This is a genomic window from Bacillus sp. 01N42_2 (genome assembly GCF_056399565.1).
In genome coordinates this window covers 360595-377437 of the sequence record NZ_JBFTRO010000002.1, presented here as the reverse complement: position 1 = coordinate 377437, position 16843 = coordinate 360595, and the positions used below count along the sequence as shown (strand labels likewise).

General features: G+C 48.6%; 15 protein-coding genes. All 15 read left to right on the top strand.

Annotated features, from left to right (window positions below):
• The first annotated feature begins 111 nt into the window (after positions 1-111).
• The 15 genes from AC1DN5_RS05560 (at position 112) to rpe (ending at position 16788) form a co-directional block, all read left to right on the top strand.
• Positions 112-2784, top strand: a complete 2673-nt coding sequence (locus AC1DN5_RS05560; RefSeq protein WP_366969404.1) for a calcium-translocating P-type ATPase, SERCA-type — start codon at positions 112-114, stop codon at positions 2782-2784.
• Positions 2785-2865: 81 nt separating this feature from the next.
• Positions 2866-3741: a YicC/YloC family endoribonuclease gene (locus tag AC1DN5_RS05555; protein ID WP_064779005.1), complete on the top strand. Its 876-nt coding sequence runs from the start codon at positions 2866-2868 to the stop codon at positions 3739-3741.
• Positions 3742-3817: 76 nt separating this feature from the next.
• Entirely contained in the window at positions 3818-4087 is a 270-nt protein-coding gene (remA, locus tag AC1DN5_RS05550) for an extracellular matrix/biofilm regulator RemA (RefSeq protein ID WP_003154355.1), read from the top strand.
• Positions 4088-4094: 7 nt separating this feature from the next.
• Positions 4095-4709: a guanylate kinase gene (gene gmk / locus AC1DN5_RS05545; protein ID WP_016936166.1), complete on the top strand. Its 615-nt coding sequence runs from the start codon at positions 4095-4097 to the stop codon at positions 4707-4709.
• A gap of 3 nt (positions 4710-4712) precedes the next feature.
• Positions 4713-4916 (top strand): DNA-directed RNA polymerase subunit omega, encoded by a 204-nt coding sequence (gene rpoZ / locus AC1DN5_RS05540; protein ID WP_003154346.1) that lies wholly within the window; start codon positions 4713-4715, stop codon positions 4914-4916.
• A gap of 89 nt (positions 4917-5005) precedes the next feature.
• Positions 5006-6226, top strand: coding sequence for a bifunctional phosphopantothenoylcysteine decarboxylase/phosphopantothenate--cysteine ligase CoaBC (gene coaBC / locus AC1DN5_RS05535; protein ID WP_366969402.1), 1221 nt, complete (start codon positions 5006-5008; stop codon positions 6224-6226).
• The gene (priA, locus tag AC1DN5_RS05530) at positions 6223-8634 is read left to right on the top strand and encodes a primosomal protein N' (RefSeq protein WP_366969401.1); all 2412 of its coding nucleotides are present in this window, start codon (positions 6223-6225) and stop codon (positions 8632-8634) included. Before coaBC ends, priA begins: the two co-directional genes overlap by 4 nt.
• A 23-nt stretch (positions 8635-8657) precedes the next feature.
• The gene (gene def / locus AC1DN5_RS05525) at positions 8658-9140 is read left to right on the top strand and encodes a peptide deformylase (RefSeq protein ID WP_016936163.1); all 483 of its coding nucleotides are present in this window, start codon (positions 8658-8660) and stop codon (positions 9138-9140) included.
• Between the two features lie 4 nt (positions 9141-9144).
• Complete coding sequence (gene fmt, locus AC1DN5_RS05520; protein ID WP_016936162.1) at positions 9145-10098, top strand: methionyl-tRNA formyltransferase; 954 nt, start codon at positions 9145-9147, stop codon at positions 10096-10098.
• Positions 10085-11428 carry a 16S rRNA (cytosine(967)-C(5))-methyltransferase RsmB gene (rsmB, locus tag AC1DN5_RS05515; RefSeq protein ID WP_016936161.1) on the top strand — a complete coding sequence of 448 codons (1344 nt, stop codon included), beginning with the start codon at positions 10085-10087 and terminating at the stop codon, positions 11426-11428. Before fmt ends, rsmB begins: the two co-directional genes overlap by 14 nt.
• A 3-nt stretch (positions 11429-11431) precedes the next feature.
• Positions 11432-12523, top strand: coding sequence for a dual-specificity RNA methyltransferase RlmN (gene rlmN / locus AC1DN5_RS05510; protein ID WP_016936160.1), 1092 nt, complete (start codon positions 11432-11434; stop codon positions 12521-12523).
• Between the two features lie 5 nt (positions 12524-12528).
• A complete protein-coding gene (locus AC1DN5_RS05505; RefSeq protein ID WP_016936159.1) occupies positions 12529-13290 on the top strand; it encodes a Stp1/IreP family PP2C-type Ser/Thr phosphatase in 762 nt (253 codons plus the stop codon).
• The gene (gene pknB, locus AC1DN5_RS05500; RefSeq protein ID WP_366969400.1) at positions 13284-15227 is read left to right on the top strand and encodes a Stk1 family PASTA domain-containing Ser/Thr kinase; all 1944 of its coding nucleotides are present in this window, start codon (positions 13284-13286) and stop codon (positions 15225-15227) included. The genes AC1DN5_RS05505 and pknB overlap by 7 nt, the downstream gene beginning before the upstream one ends.
• Positions 15228-15242: 15 nt before the next feature.
• Positions 15243-16133: a ribosome small subunit-dependent GTPase A gene (rsgA, locus tag AC1DN5_RS05495; RefSeq protein ID WP_095240734.1), complete on the top strand. Its 891-nt coding sequence runs from the start codon at positions 15243-15245 to the stop codon at positions 16131-16133.
• Position 16134: 1 nt separating this feature from the next.
• Positions 16135-16788 carry a ribulose-phosphate 3-epimerase gene (gene rpe, locus AC1DN5_RS05490; protein ID WP_016936156.1) on the top strand — a complete coding sequence of 218 codons (654 nt, stop codon included), beginning with the start codon at positions 16135-16137 and terminating at the stop codon, positions 16786-16788.
• Positions 16789-16843: the final 55 nt, after the last annotated feature.

Sequence of the window (16843 nt, the reverse complement as noted above, 5' to 3'; positions counted from 1 at the left end):
CCCTTTCCTTCTTCCTGCATTCGATAATTATAGCATGAAAAGGGACGAGTCAGAATAAGCTTGTTTACAGAGTGACATCTCTAAAGCGAGGCAGGGGAGTGGACGAGAAGAATGAAGTTTCATGAAATGGGTCAAACCGATTTGCTGAAAGCAACAAATACGTCCATTAAACAGGGATTGACCGAAAAAGAGGTGAAAAAACGCCTTGAAAAGCACGGACCGAACGAGCTTCAGGAGGGTAAGAGGACACCGGCGATCGTCGTGTTTTTCGCCCAATTTAAAGATTTTATGGTGCTCGTGCTGCTTGTGGCAACCTTAATTTCCGGGTTTTTAGGCGAATATGTAGATGCCGTGGCGATTATGGCGATTGTATTTGTCAATGGGGTGCTCGGTTTTTTTCAGGAGAGACGGGCGGAGAAGTCTTTACATGCATTAAAAGAGCTGTCAACGCCGTATGTGTCAGCATTGCGGGACGGGAGCTGGAAGAAAATTCAGTCCAAGGAGCTCGTTCCCGGCGATATCGTGAAATTTTCAAGCGGCGACCGGATCGGCGCTGATGTCCGGATCGTTGAAGCGAAGAGCCTTGAAATCGAAGAATCGGCGCTGACCGGGGAATCGATCCCGGTTGTCAAACAAGCTGATAAGCTGAGAAAGCCGGATGTTTCTTTAGGCGATATCAACAATATGGCGTTTATGGGGACGATCGTAACGCGCGGCAGCGGTGTCGGCGTCGTCGTCGGTACAGGAATGAATACGGCAATGGGGAAAATCGCCGATATGCTGGAATCCGCCGGCAACCTTTCAACACCGCTGCAGCGAAGACTGGAAGAGCTCGGCAAAATCTTGATTATCATCGCGCTGCTTTTGACGGTATTGGTCGTTGCAGTCGGCGTCTTACAGGGACATGAGCTTTACAGCATGTTCTTGGCCGGGGTGTCATTGGCCGTCGCAGCGATTCCGGAAGGGCTTCCCGCCATTGTTACGGTGGCATTATCAATCGGCGTTCAGCGCATGATCAAACAAAAATCAATTGTCAGAAAGCTCCCGGCAGTTGAAACATTGGGCTGCGCCTCTGTCATTTGTTCTGATAAAACCGGCACGCTGACACAAAACAAAATGACCGTCACCCATATGTGGTCAGGGGGAAAAACATTTAAAGTGTCAGGTATCGGCTATGAGCCGGCGGGAGTTTTTACACGCGATGAGCGGGAAATCAAGCCGAAAGATGAGAAGATGCTTGAACAGATGCTGGTTTTCGGCGCATTATGCAATACGTCCGAAATAGAACTGAAAGACGGTCATTATGTGCTTGACGGCGATCCGACAGAAGGAGCGCTGCTGACGGCCGCGAGAAAAGGCGGCTATTCAAACGACTGGCTCAGTGAACAATACCGGGTTGTTGCCGAGTTTCCGTTTGACTCCGTCCGCAAAATGATGACCGTTATCGCCGAAGATAAGGAAAAAAAGCGGTTCGTCATCACCAAAGGAGCGCCTGATGTGCTGATTGAACGCTCGTCACATATGATGCACGGCGGCAGAAGTGCGCCGTTTTCAGAAGAAAAGAAAGCTGAGGCAGAAGCGGTCTTGAAAGAACTGGCGTCGCAAGCCCTCCGGACGATCGCGATTGCTTATAAACCGTTAAATCCGGGTGAAAAGCCGACAATGGAGCAGGCGGAAAAGAACCTGACGATACTCGGCCTGTCCGGCATGATTGATCCGCCCCGTCCGGAGGTCAGACAGGCCATTAAAGAATGCCGTGAAGCAGGCATTAAAACGGTGATGATTACCGGTGATCACGTCGAAACGGCAAAGGCGATCGCGAAAGATTTGCGGCTTCTTCCGAAAAAAGGGCGTGTGATGGACGGAAAAACGCTGAATAAGCTTTCTGAAAAAGAGCTTACGGAGACGGTCGATGATATTTACGTATTCGCACGCGTATCACCTGAACATAAATTGAAAATCGTCAAAGCGTTTCAGGAAAACGGACACGTCGTCGCCATGACAGGAGACGGAGTAAATGACGCCCCGGCCATAAAGCAGGCTGATATCGGCGTTGCCATGGGCGTGACGGGAACGGATGTGGCAAAGGAAGCGTCCTCTCTCATTCTGGTAGATGATAACTTCGCTACGATTAAATCAGCCATAAAAGAGGGGAGAAATATCTATGAAAATATAAGAAAATTCGTCCGGTATTTACTCGCCTCCAACGTCGGTGAGATTTTAGTCATGCTGTTTGCGATGCTTCTCGCTCTGCCGCTGCCGCTCGTTCCGATTCAGATATTGTGGGTGAACTTAGTCACTGACGGGCTGCCGGCTATGGCGCTCGGTATGGATCAGCCGGAAGATGACCTGATGAGGCGGAAGCCGCGGCATCAGAAAGAAGGGGTATTTGCGAGAAAACTGGGCTGGAAAGTCATCTCAAGAGGATTTTTAATCGGAGCCGCAACCATTTTAGCGTTTATCGTCGTGTATCACCGCAACCCTGAAAATCTCCCGTATGCACAGACCGTCGCATTCGCGACTCTTGTTCTGGCTCAGCTTATACACGTATTTGACTGCCGGAGCGAAACGTCTGTTTTCTCCCGTAATCCGTTTGAAAATATCTATCTGCTCGGCGCCATCGTTTCTTCTGTTTTCCTGATGGCCATCGTCATCTATTATCCGCCGCTGCAGCCTATTTTCAAAACTGTGCCGATTACGCCGGGCGATTGGATGCTGATTCTCGGCATGTCGGGCATACCTACTTTTTTGCTGGCGGGTTCACTTTTGACAAGAAAAAAATAATTCCATATGATATAATCTTAGGGGTAATAGCATGTCTATTGCCCTTTTATTTTGATAATGGGAAAGAATTGGGTGTTTCATATGATACGGAGTATGACAGGCTTCGGCAGCGCAAGCAGCACAAAAGGCGATCTTTCGGCAACCGTTGAGTTGAAATCCGTCAATTACCGGTTCAAAGAAGTGACCGCCCGTCTGCCAAGGCCTTTGCTATATGTAGAGGATAAGCTGAAACAAATCATATTGCAGCATATACAGCGCGGAAGAGTAGAACTGTTTCTTACTGTAAACAGTGACGCGCTCATAAAAAGAAGCCTGAAAATCGATTGGGAGCTCCTTGATGAATATGTGAGCGCCGCCCGCGTCATGAAAGATCGCTACAGCCTGGCCGCTGAACCCGACGCAATGGATTTCTTTGCTTTTGAACACATTGCACAGATTCATGAAGAGCAGATGCGTGATGACAAGCTTGAAGAAGTCATCAGGGAGGCTGCTGAGCTGGCGGTAAAGGAACTTTGTGACATGAGGGAAAAAGAAGGCCGGCTTTTGGCGGAAGACTGCTTTCTGCACATTGAGCGGCTTGAGACGCTGTCCGAACGGGTGAAAGACCGCGCTTCGTCCGTTGTTACCCATTACCGCGAGCGTCTTTACGCCCGAATGAAGGAATGGACGGAGGACGCGATTGACGAAAGCAGGCTGATCACGGAATGCGCCATTTTCGCCGACCGTTCTGATATAACGGAAGAAATTACCAGATTAAAGAGCCATTTTGTTCAATTCCGTGATATATTAAAAGAAGGCGGTGCAGTCGGCCGCAAACTTGATTTCCTCGTTCAGGAACTTAACCGCGAAGCGAACACGATCGGCTCAAAAGCCAATGATCATCAAATCACAAAGCTTGTCGTGGAAATGAAAAGTTCTATTGAAAAATTGAAGGAACAAGTGCAAAATATAGAATAGCGACTGTGCGTATTGTTTACAGACGGTCTCTTCAGGTTACACTAGAGACGTCTATTTTACAGGGGGAACGTAGAAGATGACGATTAAACTGATTAATATCGGATTTGGCAATATCATCTCCGCCAATCGGATGATTTCGATTGTCAGCCCGGAGTCTGCGCCAATAAAGCGAATGATCCAGGATGCAAGAGACCGCGGAATGCTAATAGACGCTACATACGGACGAAGAACCCGTGCAGTTGTCGTCATGGATAGTGATCACATTATCCTATCTGCCGTCCAGCCTGAGACAGTTGCACACAGACTTTCTGTGAAAGAAGAAATTATGGATGAAGGGCAGGGGTAATTGCCGCATGAAAGAAAGAGGGTTATTAATCGTTCTCTCAGGTCCCTCCGGAGTTGGAAAAGGAACGGTTCGGCAAGCAATATTTTCACAAGAAGACACAAAATTTGAATACTCAATTTCAGTCACGACGAGAAACCCGAGAGAGGGCGAAGTCGACGGCGTCGATTATTTCTTTAAATCAAGAGATGAATTCGAACGCATGATTGAAAACAACAAACTGCTTGAATGGGCAGAATATGTCGGCAACTATTACGGAACGCCCGTTGATTATGTCGAACAGACGCTTCAAGAAGGAAAAGACGTCTTCTTAGAGATTGAAGTGCAGGGCGCGCTCCAAGTGCGGAATGCATTTCCGGAAGGCCTGTTTATCTTCTTAGCGCCGCCGAGTCTTTCTGAGCTGAAAAACAGAATCGTGACAAGAGGGACAGAAACAGACGATTTAATTGAAAACAGAATGAAGGCCGCCAAAGCTGAAATCGAAATGATGGACGCGTATGATTATGTCGTGGAAAACGACAATATCCAAACGGCTTGTGATAAAATTAACGCAATTGTTCTCGCCGAGCACTTAAAGCGTGAACGCGTTGCTCCGAGATATAAGAAAATGCTGGAGGTAGAATAACTTATGTTAGATCCGTCAATTGACTCTTTAATGAATAAATTAGATTCTAAATATACTTTGGTGACTGTGTCTGCAAGACGCGCGCGTGAAATGCAGATCAAAAAAGACCAGCAGATTGAACATACCATTTCTCACAAATATGTAGGCAAAGCTTTAGAAGAAATTGACGCGGGCCTGCTTTCGTTTGAAAGAGAAGACAGCGAATAACAAGCACACGTAGCAACCTATCTCTACATAGGTTGTTATTTTTTTCCGTTTGGGATTTGTCCAATGCTTTCATAAAGGAGAGAGACTTCATGAAAAACCGAAACATTCTGCTATGCGTAAGCGGAGGGATTGCTGTTTATAAAGCTTCCGCGCTCACGAGCAAGCTGGTTCAGGCCGGTGCGAACGTAAAAGTGATTATGACCGAGTCCGCGCGTGAGTTTGTTTCTCCGCTGACATTTCAGGCGCTGAGCCGGAATGAAGTGTATACAAATACTTTTAAAGAACAAAATCCGAAGGTGATTTCTCATATTGACGCCGCTGACTGGGCGGATTTAATTATCGTCGCACCCGCTACGGCAAATGTCATCGGCAAGCTTGCCAACGGAATTGCTGACGATATGCTCACAACGACGGTGCTGGCGGCGGAGGCTCCGGTGTGGGTGGCGCCTGCGATGAATGTCCATATGTATGATCATCCGGCGGTGAAACGGAACATTTCCGTGCTTTATCAGGACGGCGTCCGTTTTATTGAGCCGAGTGAAGGCTATTTGGCATGCGGATATGTAGGCAAAGGAAGGTTAGAAGAGCCGGAGCTTATTGTTGAGCGTGTGAGAGAGCACTTTAAGGAGCCTGAAGATGATGCGCCGCTGAAAGGAAAACATATTGTCATTACGGCGGGTCCGACGCGCGAAGCCGTGGACCCCGTCCGCTTTTTCACAAATAAATCCACCGGCAAAATGGGCTATGCCGCTGCCGAAGCTGCCGTCCGGCTGGGTGCGCGGGTGACGCTGATTTCAGGTCCGGTGTCAATAGAACCTCCTGAGGGGCTGTATCAGTTCCTTCCCGTGCAATCAGCAGCAGATATGAGAGAAGCCGTGCTATCTGTGTTTGATGCATGTGACATCGTCATTAAGACGGCGGCCGTGGCCGATTTTACGCCGGCGGCTGTTTCTGAACATAAAATGAAGAAGAAAGACGGTTCACTCGTGATCGAATTCAACCGTACGGCAGACATACTGAAAGAACTCGGCGAACGGAAAACACACCAGCTTCTGATCGGCTTCGCGGCTGAAACTCAAGACATCGAACGCTATGCGCGCAGAAAACTTGAACAGAAAAACCTTGATATGATCGTGGCGAATGACGTGAAAGCCGAAGGAGCCGGGTTTGGCACAGATACGAATCTCGTCACCTTCTATTTCCGGGACGGAAGAAAGCGGGAGCTTGCGCTTATGTCTAAACTTGATGTTTCCTTTGAAATGCTGAAGGAAATAACAGCTTTGAAAGACGAGGACCGAAAACCCGTATGAATGTAGCTGAAGTCATTGTTGATGTAAGCTCCAAAAACATTGACAGACCCTTTGATTACAAAATCCCCGATCATTTAAAGGGAATGATCGAAGTCGGCATGCGGGTGATTGTCCCGTTCGGCCCGCGCAAGCTTCAAGGGTTTGTGACCGGTTTGAAAGATTCGTCTGAATTAAACGGCGGGTCAATGAAGGAAGTGGAGAAGCTTCTTGATTTGACGCCCGTTCTGACTGAAGAACTGATGCAGCTGTCTTCATGGCTTTCTGACAAAACACTGTCGTTTAAAATCACGGCGCTTCAGGCCATGCTGCCGGCAGCGCTGAAGGCGAAGTACGAAAAAGAGCTGAAAGTCGTTGACGAAGAAGCGCTGACACCGGACATCAGACACCTCTTCAGAAATCAGAAAAGTCTTCTGTACTCGGATATTACCGATGAACGCCTTCTTTCGTCGCTTCAAAAATTCGTGCGCAAAGGAAGCATTGATGTCACGTATAAGGTTGCCCAGAAAACGAATAAAAAAATGATCCGCATGATCGAGGCGGGGGCAGACAGAGAGGAACTCGCCCGGCACGCAGATTCATTGACAAAGCAGGCTGCTAAACAGCTCGCCGTGCTTACTTATTTTATCGGCGGGGGAGAAAAGATTTCCGCGGCTGAGCTTTGCAAAAAGACCGATTCCAGTTCAGCGACGCTGAAAACGCTTCTCAAAAAGGGGCTTCTTACGGAAAGTTTTGAGGAGGTTTACCGCGATCCTTATCAGGACAGAATGTTCAAAAAAACAGAGCCGCTAGCCCTTACTGAAGAGCAGCAGGCCGCTTTTGAGCCGATTAAACAAGCCGTAGCCGATCATGTCCACCACGTCTTTCTGCTTCACGGCGTAACGGGAAGCGGCAAAACAGAAATTTACCTGCAGTCCATTGAAAAGGTGCTGGCAAAGGGAAAAGAAGCTATCGTGCTCGTTCCGGAAATCTCATTGACGCCGCAAATGGTGAACCGTTTTAAAGGCCGCTTCGGCTCTCAGGTTGCGGTCATGCACAGCGGTTTATCCACAGGTGAAAAATACGATGAATGGCGGAAGATTCAGCGCAAGGAAGTCCGGCTTGTCGTCGGAGCCAGGTCGGCCATCTTTGCCCCGTTTGAAAATCTCGGCATGATCATTATTGATGAAGAACACGAATCTTCCTATAAGCAGGAGGAAATGCCGCGGTATCATGCTAAGGACGTAGCCATCCGCCGGGCCGAGCACCACAGCTGTCCGGTCGTCCTCGGGAGCGCCACGCCGACATTGGAGTCATTTGCGCGGGCGAAAAAAGGCGTTTATGAGCTGCTTCCGTTAAAACACCGCGTAAATCGCCAGCTCATGCCGGATGTTTCTCTCGTTGATATGAGAGAAGAGCTGAGAAACGGCAACAGGTCGATGTTTTCAATAGAGCTGATGGAACAGCTGGAAGAGAAGCTTGCGAAAAAAGAGCAGGCCGTTCTCTTTCTGAATAAACGGGGGTATTCTTCGTTTGTCATGTGCCGGGACTGCGGCTATGTACCGCAATGTCCGCATTGCGACATTTCAATGACTTATCACCGCTACGGGCAAAGGCTGAAATGCCACTACTGCGGTCATGAGGAGTCTGTTCCGGGAACATGTCCGGAATGCGGCAGTGAACATATCCGCTTTTTCGGCACGGGAACGCAGCGTGTGGAGGAAGAGCTTACCAAAGTGCTGCCACAGGCGCGCGTCATCAGGATGGATGTGGACACGACTTCAAGAAAAGGCGCCCACGAAAAGCTATTGTCCGCGTTCGGTGAAGGAAAGGCGGATATCCTGCTCGGCACGCAAATGATCGCAAAAGGGCTTGATTTTCCGAACGTGACACTCGTCGGAGTATTAAGCGCAGATACGACGCTTCACATCCCTGATTTCAGGGCGGCTGAGAAGACATTTCAGCTGTTGACCCAAGTAAGCGGACGGGCCGGCCGGCATGAAAAGCCGGGAACGGTGGTCATTCAAACGTATACACCGTCTCATTACAGCATTCAGCTGACGAAAACGCATGACTATGAAACTTTCTTTCAGCAGGAGATGGCGCACAGGCGGGCTCAGTCATATCCGCCTTATTATTACGTGGCGCTGGTGACCGTTTCTCATGAAGAAGCGGCAAAAGCCGCGGTCACCGCAGAAAAGATTACAAACTATTTAAGAGCGGGGTGCGGGCCCGACACGAAAATTCTTGGGCCGGCGGCTTCCCCGATTGCCAGGATCAAAGATAGATATCGCTATCAATGCGTGATAAAATACAGACAGGAAAACGAGTTGCAGATTCAGTTAAAAAAAATACTGGAGCACTATAAACGCGACATTGCACAAAAGCATGTGATGATTTCAATCGATATGAATCCGTACATGCTGATGTAACATTAGTTTTGGAGGGCAAAATTTTGGCTGTAAAAAAAATCGTCACACACCCCGCGGAAGTTCTGGAGACACCCGCTGAAGAAGTGACAGTGTTTGATAAAAAATTAAAAAAACTGCTTGATGATATGTACGATACGATGCTTGAAATGGATGGCGTCGGCCTCGCCGCGCCGCAAATCGGCATTTTAAAAAGAGCGGCCGTCGTTGATATCGGTGAAGAAAGCGGCCGGATCGACCTTGTAAATCCGGTTATTCTTGAAAAGAGCGGTGAGCAGACCGGAGTTGAAGGCTGCTTAAGCTTTCCCGGGGTTTACGGCGACGTCACCCGCCCGGATTACGTAAAGGTAAAAGCTTACGACCGTAAAGGAAAACCGTTTGTTTTAGAAGCGGAAGGCTTTTTGGCCAGAGCCGTCCAGCATGAAATGGATCATTTAGACGGCATTTTATTCACATCAAAAATTACGGCTTACTACACTGAAGAAGAACTGGCAGAAATGGAAGGATGATTGGATGACAAGGATCGTTTTTATGGGAACGCCCGACTTTTCAGTTCCCGTGCTGCGCACGCTTATTGAAGACGGATATGAAGTGGTTGGGGTCGTTACGCAGCCTGACCGCCCCAAAGGCAGAAAAAAAATCATGACGCCGCCTCCCGTAAAGGCTGAAGCTGAACGTCACGGCATCCCCGTGCTTCAGCCCGAAAAAGTAAGGCTTGAAGAAGAAATAGAAAAAGTGCTCAGCCTGAAGCCGGACCTGATTGTTACCGCGGCATTCGGACAGATCCTGCCCAAGCAGCTGCTTGACGGCCCGAAATACGGCTGCATTAACGTGCACGCGTCACTATTGCCTGAATTAAGAGGCGGAGCGCCGATACATTATTCGATTCTCCAAGGCAAGAAGAAAACGGGCGTGACGATCATGTATATGGTAGAAAAGCTTGATGCGGGTGATATGATTTCTAAAATCGAAGTGGAAATTGATGAAACGGATAATGTCGGCACGCTTCACGACAAATTAAGCATAGCGGGGGCGAAGCTTTTGTCAGAGACCGTTCCGAATGTCATTTCCGGAAATATTAAACCGATCAGGCAGGACGAATCAAAAGCGACTTACGCGCCTAACATTAAGCGTGAGCAGGAGCGGATCGACTGGACAAAGCCCGGGGAAGACATTTACAACCAGATCAGAGGCTTAAACCCTTGGCCTGTCGCCTATACAACATTGAACGGACAAAATATCAAAGTATGGGCCTCTGAAAAAGTTGCGGCAAAAACTGAGGCAGCGCCCGGAACAGTCATCCGCACGGAGCAAAACGGCATTGTCGTCGCATCGGGAAACGGCACCGCTCTTTTGATCACAGAGCTGCAGCCGTCAGGTAAAAAACGGATGAAGGGCGAGGATTTTGTAAGAGGAAAAAATGTTCAGTCAGGTGACGTGTTAGGAGCAGCAGATGAAAAAAATTAATGTCCGTGAGCTTGCCCTTGAAGCGCTTGAGAAGCTTGAGCAAAATCAGGCATACAGCAACCTGCTTCTTACATCGGTTATCAAAACGAACACGCTCAGCGATCAGGACAGGGGACTGCTGACAGAGCTTGTCTACGGAACGCTGCAAAATAAAATCGCTCTAGACTATATACTGAAGCCTTTTATCCGCAAGCCGAATAAGGTGAAGCCATGGGTGATTCAGCTGCTGCGTCTGTCCGCTTATCAAATGGAATATTTAGAAAAAATTCCGGATCGCGCCGCCATCCATGAAGCAGTGGAAATCGCCAAAAAACGCGGGCATAAGGGAATCGCGTCCTTTGTCAACGGCATCCTGCGCTCCCTGCAGCGTGAGGGCGCGCCGTCATTCGCTGAAATTGAAGACCCGATTCTCCGCCTTTCAACAGAGACGAGCCATCCCGAATGGCTTGTAAAGGAGTGGGTTGAGGCGTACGGCTTTGAGGCGGCCGAAAAGATCTGCCGGATTCATCTCGTTCCGCCGAAACAGACGCTCCGTGTCAATCACATCAAGGCCGACAGGGAAACGATGCTGGATAAGATGGAAAATGCGGGTCTGGAAGCGGAAGCCGGAGACCTTTCTCCTGATGCGATTAAGCTTTTAAAAGGCAGCATCGCAAACACGGAATTTTTCCAAAGCGGGCAAGTATCCATCCAGGATGAAAGCTCAATGCTCGTCGCGCGGGCGCTGGACCCGAAGCCGGGGGAAACCGTGTTAGACGCATGCGCCGCACCCGGAGGAAAGTCGGCTCACATCGCGGAATTAATGGAGAACGAGGGGAGCCTCACATCGCTTGATCTTCACCGCCATAAAGTGAAGCTGATTAAAGAAGGCGCGGAACGGCTCGGACTTACGATCATCGACGCGCAAACGATGGATGCCAGAAAAGCTGGGGACGCTTTTGGCGCAGAACGGTTTGACCGGGTTCTCGTTGATGCCCCGTGCTCAGGTTTCGGCGTCATCAGAAGAAAGCCTGATATGAAATATACAAAGACGCCGGATGACAGCAGACGGCTGTCAGAGATCCAGCTCGGTATTTTAAGGGAAATCGCCCCATTAGTAAAAAAAGGTGGCACACTCGTATACAGTACGTGTACAATGGACCGGACAGAAAATGATGAAGTTATGCATGCGTTTATACAAGAACACCCTGAGTTTGAACCCGATTTGTCTCTTGAAAAGCGGCTGCCTGAAAAGGCGAGACCCTTTGTTCAGGATGGAAGCCTTCAAATTCTTCCGCATTATTTCGGAACAGACGGTTTCTTTATTAGCAGCATGAGAAAGAAGGGATAAAAAATGACACAATTAAAAAAGACAAGCATACGGAAAGAGCTGCGGACTGAACAGCCGTCCATTTACTCTTTTGAATTAGATGAAATCAAACAATGGCTGACCGAGAATGGCGAAAAGCCGTTCCGCGCAGCACAGATTTTTGAATGGCTTTATGAAAAACGGGTTTCTTCTTTTGAGGAAATGACAAACCTTTCAAAAAGCCTGCGTGAAAAACTCGAGAGCAATTTTGTGCTGACAACGCTGAAAACGGCTGTAAAGCAGACGTCACAAGACGGCACGATGAAATTTTTATTCGAGCTTCACGACGGTTATACAATTGAAACGGTTTTAATGAGACACGAGTATGGCAATTCTGTATGTGTAACGACACAGGTCGGCTGCCGGATCGGCTGCACATTTTGCGCGTCAACACTTGGCGGACTGAAACGGAATCTTGAGGCGGGAGAAATCGTCGCTCAAGTCGTGAAAGTGCAAAAGGCGCTTGATGAAACGGATGAACGCGTCAGCTCAGTCGTCATCATGGGAATCGGAGAGCCGTTTGATAATTTCAATGAAATGCTCGCTTTCTTAAAAATCATTAACCATGATAAAGGACTGAACATCGGAGCGCGTCATATCACGGTTTCCACAAGCGGCATCATTCCGAAGATTTACGATTTCGCCGATCAAAAAATGCAGATCAATTTCGCGATTTCACTGCATGCCCCGAATACGGAGATCAGAAGCCGTCTGATGCCGATTAACAAAGCCTATAAGCTTCCTGACCTTATGGAAGCCGTCAAATATTACATCGAGAAAACAGGCAGACGGATCAGCTTTGAATACGGGCTGTTCGGAGGCGTAAATGATCAGGTCGAACACGCGGAAGAGCTTGCAGAACTGTTAAAAGACGTGAAATGCCATGTCAACTTAATTCCGGTAAACTATGTGCCTGAACGGGATTACGTCCGCACACCGAGAGATCAGATTTTCGCATTCGAAAAAACGTTAAAATCCCGCGGTGTAAATGTCACGATCAGAAGAGAGCAAGGCCATGACATTGACGCGGCCTGCGGTCAGCTTCGCGCGAAGGAGCGTCAAGACGAGACGAGGTGAAGAGGTTGATTACAGCCTTGAAAACAGATACAGGTAAAGTCCGCCAGCATAATGAAGATGCGGCGGGCATTTTCACAAAAGAAGAAGCGGTGCTTGCGGTTGTCGCAGACGGCATGGGCGGTCATCTTGCCGGAGATGTGGCGAGCAGGATGGCGGTTGCAGCGATGGAAGAGCAGTGGAACCGGGCCGAATCCGTTCCGTCTCTGCCGTCTGATTGTGAGGTTTGGCTCAAAGACCGGATTCATGAGGCGAATGTCAGGGTGTATGAACACGCAAAAGCGAATGAAGAATGCCGGGGAATGGGCACCACCGTTGTCTGCGCTTTATTCACGGAGAAGTTTGTCACTGTGGCCCATATCGGAGACAGCCGGTGCTACCTGCTTCAAGAGGGTGAATTCGTTCAGCTGACTGAAGACCACTCGCTTGTGAATGAGCTGGTCAAGACGGGAGAAATTTCGAAAGAGGACGCCGAGCATCATCCGCGGAAAAATATATTGACGAGAGCGCTGGGGACAGATGAATCCATCAGCCCCGACGCCCGTTCTTTTGAGCTGTCTGACGGCGATCAGCTGCTTTTATGCTCTGACGGACTTTCAAATAAAATAGAAGATCACGAGATCAAACAAATGCTTCAAGCCGAATCTGCTCCTCAGGAAAAAGTAGACCTTCTCATCAGCAAAGCGAATCAAAACGGCGGCGAAGATAATATCACGGCTGTATTGATTGAGTTTTCCGCAGAGGCAAAAGAGGGTGAAGACAAGTGCTAACCGGCAAGCGGATCAGCGGGCGTTATCATATTCTCCGGCCCATTGGCGGCGGCGGAATGGCGAACGTTTTTTTAGCTGAGGACATCATTCTCGAACGTGAAGTCGCAATTAAAATTCTGCGGTTTGACTTTGTGAATGACATTGAGTTTATCAGGCGTTTCAGAAGAGAAGCACAGTCGGCATCAAGCCTTGACCATCCGAATATCGTCAGTATTTACGATATCGGGGAGGAAGGCGATATTTATTACATTGTCATGGAATATGTGGAAGGCATGACATTAAAGGAATACATAACCGCACACGGACCGCTTCATCCGAAAGAAGCGCTGTCCGTTATGGAGCAGATCGTCTCAGCCATCGCTCATGCCCATCAAAATCATATTGTGCACCGGGATATTAAACCGCACAATATTTTGATAGATCATTCAGGGCATATTAAGGTGACGGATTTCGGCATCGCCACAGCTCTCACTTCGACGACAATCACACATACGAATTCTGTGCTGGGCTCGGTTCATTATTTGTCTCCGGAGCAGGCGAGAGGCGGTCTGGCAACGAAAAAATCAGATATTTACGCGCTCGGCATCGTGCTGTTTGAGCTTTTAACAGGCAAAATCCCTTTTGACGGAGAATCAGCCGTAAGCATAGCATTAAAGCACTTGCAGGCAGAAACGCCTTCCGCCAGAAAGTGGAACCCTTCGATTCCGCAGAGCGTTGAAAACATTATTTTAAAGGCAACCGCCAAAGATCCGTTTCACCGCTATGACAGCGCAGAGGACATGGAAGCGGACATCAGAACGGCTTTTGACGCCGGCAGGCTGAATGAACAAAAATTTTCCGTGCAGGATGATGAGGAAATGACGAAAGCGATTCCCGTTATTACTGACGGTGCAAAAACTGCGCCTCATGCGGAAACGCCGGAGGAGACGGACGATAAGGAACAGCAGCCCGCCAAAAAGAAAAAACGGAAATGGCCGTGGATTCTGATGGCTGTCTGCTTCATTTTCATTATGGCGGCTGTTCTTGCAGTCACCGTGTTCCCATCTCTTTTTATGCCCAAAGATGTAAGCGTCCCCGACGTACGGGGCATGAAGTATGAAAAAGCGGAAGCCCTGCTGGAAAAGAACGGTCTCGAAGCCGACCCTGATATGGCGGACATTGAAGATGAAAAAATCGAAGAGGGATTAATGGTCAAAACTGATCCGAAAGCGGGATCTGCCGTTAAAGAAGGCTCTTCTGTAAAACTGTACAAAAGTATCGGGAAACCGAAAACCCAGCTGATCGACGTGAAAAGCCGGCAGATCGACGACGCGAAAAAAGCGCTGAAGGATAAAGGCTTCAAACATGTCAATGTAAAGGAAGAGAATGATGACAGTGCGGCAGGCACCGTGATTGACCAGAGTCCGTCAGCCGGCACCGACATGGTCGCAAGCGATGATGAAGTCAGCTTAACGGTCAGCCTCGGGCCGGCGGATGTTACGCTGAGGGACTTAAAAACTTACAGCAAAGAAGCAGCTTCGGGGTATCTTGAAGATAACGGCCTGCAGCTTGTTGAAAAAGAAGCGCATTCAAATGACGTGCCAAAAGGACAAGTCATGAAGCAAGAGCCGTCAGCCGGCACAGCGGTTAAGCCGGGAAGTAATGTTGAAGTGACGTTTTCGCTCGGACCTGAAGAAAAACCGGCGAAAACGGTAAAAGAAAAAATCAGCATTCCCTACGAACCCGAACATGAAGGGGACGAGCTTGAAGTGCAAATCGCCATCGATGATAAAGACCACAGCATCTCTGATACGTATGACTCGTTTAAAATTAAAGAGCCGACTGAAAAAACGATTGAATTGAAGATTGATCAGGGACAAAAAGGGTATTATCAAGTGATGGTCGATCATAAAGTCGTCAGCTATAAGACGATTGAATACCCTGAAGATAAAGACTGACCAAGGAGGGACCGTATGCCTGAGGGCAAAATTATTAAAGCATTAAGCGGATTCTATTATGTCTTGGATGAATCACAGAACAAGATCATTCAATGCAGGGGCCGGGGCATTTTCAGAAAAAATAAAATAACGCCTCTTGTCGGTGATTATGCCGTTTATCAGGCTGAAAATGATAAAGAAGGCTACCTGCTGGAAATCAAAGAACGAACAAACGAGCTGATCAGGCCGCCGATTTCAAACGTCGATCAGGCCGTTCTCGTCTTTTCCGCCGTTCAGCCGGCGTTCAGCACGTCATTATTGGACCGTTTTCTCGTCCTTGTGGAAGCCAACGGCATTCACCCGATCATCTGCATAACCAAAATGGACTTAACTTCAGACGCGGAAACGAAAGAGAAGATTCTGTCTTATGTGAAAGACTATCAGGCGATCGGTTATGACGTATATGTGACATCATCAAAAGAAAACAGCGGCTTAACAGACATTGTGAAACACTTCGGGAACAAAACCACGGTGTTTGCCGGCCAGTCCGGAGTCGGAAAATCTTCGCTTTTAAATGCGATCAGCCCGGAGCTTGAACTGAAAACAAACGAGATTTCCGCACATTTAGGACGCGGGAAACATACGACGCGACATGTGGAGCTCATTCATACATCAGGCGGTCTTGTGGCGGATACTCCCGGGTTCAGTTCGCTTGAGTTTACCGATATTGAAGAAGAAGAGCTCGGCAGCACGTTCCCTGAGATCAGAGACATAAGCGCCTCGTGCAAATTCAGAGGCTGTCTGCATCTTAAGGAGCCGAAATGCGCGGTAAAGCAAGCGGTGGAAGAAGGAGACATCCGGACATACCGCTATGAGCATTACAAAGAATTTATGCAGGAAATAAAAGAGAGAAAGCCGAGGTATTAATATGATTAAGGTTGCGCCATCAATTCTTTCCGCCGATTTTGCTTCACTGGGCGAGGAAATTAAAGACGTGGAAAAAGGAGGGGCGGACTATATCCATATTGATGTCATGGATGGCCATTTCGTCCCTAACATTACAATCGGGCCGCTTATCGTTGAAGCCGTCCGTCCGGTGACTGATCTGCCGCTGGATGTCCATCTTATGATTGAAAACCCGGACCGCTACATCCCGGCATTCGCAAAAGCCGGTGCGGACATCCTTTCCGTCCACGCCGAGGCATGTCCGCATCTTCACCGGACCATTCAATTGATAAAAGAGCAGGGGGTAAAAGCGGGAGTTGTGCTCAATCCGCATACGCCCGTTCAAATCATTGAACATGTGATCGATGAGCTGGACCTTGTGCTGTTAATGACGGTTAACCCCGGTTTTGGAGGACAGCGCTTCATTCATTCGGTCCTGCCGAAGATCCGTCAGGTCAAACAGCTGGCTGAGGAGAAAGGCCTTTCTGAGCTTTTAATCGAGGTGGACGGCGGCGTTAATAAAGAAACAGCTCCTTTATGCGCTGAAGCGGGCGCCAACCTGCTTGTTGCCGGGTCTGCCGTATATAATCAGCCGGATCGGAAAAAAGCCATCGCTGACATCCGAAACGCAGAATAAACATGCTGAAAAAGAGCCCGGTGAAAGCCGCCGGCTCTTTTCGTATTTAAGAGAG

Coding starts and splice junctions, on each gene's coding strand:
- AC1DN5_RS05560 (WP_366969404.1), top strand. CDS start 112: ATGAAGTTTCATGAAATGGGTCAAACCGATTTGCTGAAAGCAACAAAT.
- AC1DN5_RS05555 (WP_064779005.1), top strand. CDS start 2,866: ATGATACGGAGTATGACAGGCTTCGGCAGCGCAAGCAGCACAAAAGGC.
- remA (WP_003154355.1), top strand. CDS start 3,818: ATGACGATTAAACTGATTAATATCGGATTTGGCAATATCATCTCCGCC.
- gmk (WP_016936166.1), top strand. CDS start 4,095: ATGAAAGAAAGAGGGTTATTAATCGTTCTCTCAGGTCCCTCCGGAGTT.
- rpoZ (WP_003154346.1), top strand. CDS start 4,713: ATGTTAGATCCGTCAATTGACTCTTTAATGAATAAATTAGATTCTAAA.
- coaBC (WP_366969402.1), top strand. CDS start 5,006: ATGAAAAACCGAAACATTCTGCTATGCGTAAGCGGAGGGATTGCTGTT.
- priA (WP_366969401.1), top strand. CDS start 6,223: ATGAATGTAGCTGAAGTCATTGTTGATGTAAGCTCCAAAAACATTGAC.
- fmt (WP_016936162.1), top strand. CDS start 9,145: ATGACAAGGATCGTTTTTATGGGAACGCCCGACTTTTCAGTTCCCGTG.
- rsmB (WP_016936161.1), top strand. CDS start 10,085: ATGAAAAAAATTAATGTCCGTGAGCTTGCCCTTGAAGCGCTTGAGAAG.
- rlmN (WP_016936160.1), top strand. CDS start 11,432: ATGACACAATTAAAAAAGACAAGCATACGGAAAGAGCTGCGGACTGAA.
- rsgA (WP_095240734.1), top strand. CDS start 15,243: ATGCCTGAGGGCAAAATTATTAAAGCATTAAGCGGATTCTATTATGTC.
- rpe (WP_016936156.1), top strand. CDS start 16,135: ATGATTAAGGTTGCGCCATCAATTCTTTCCGCCGATTTTGCTTCACTG.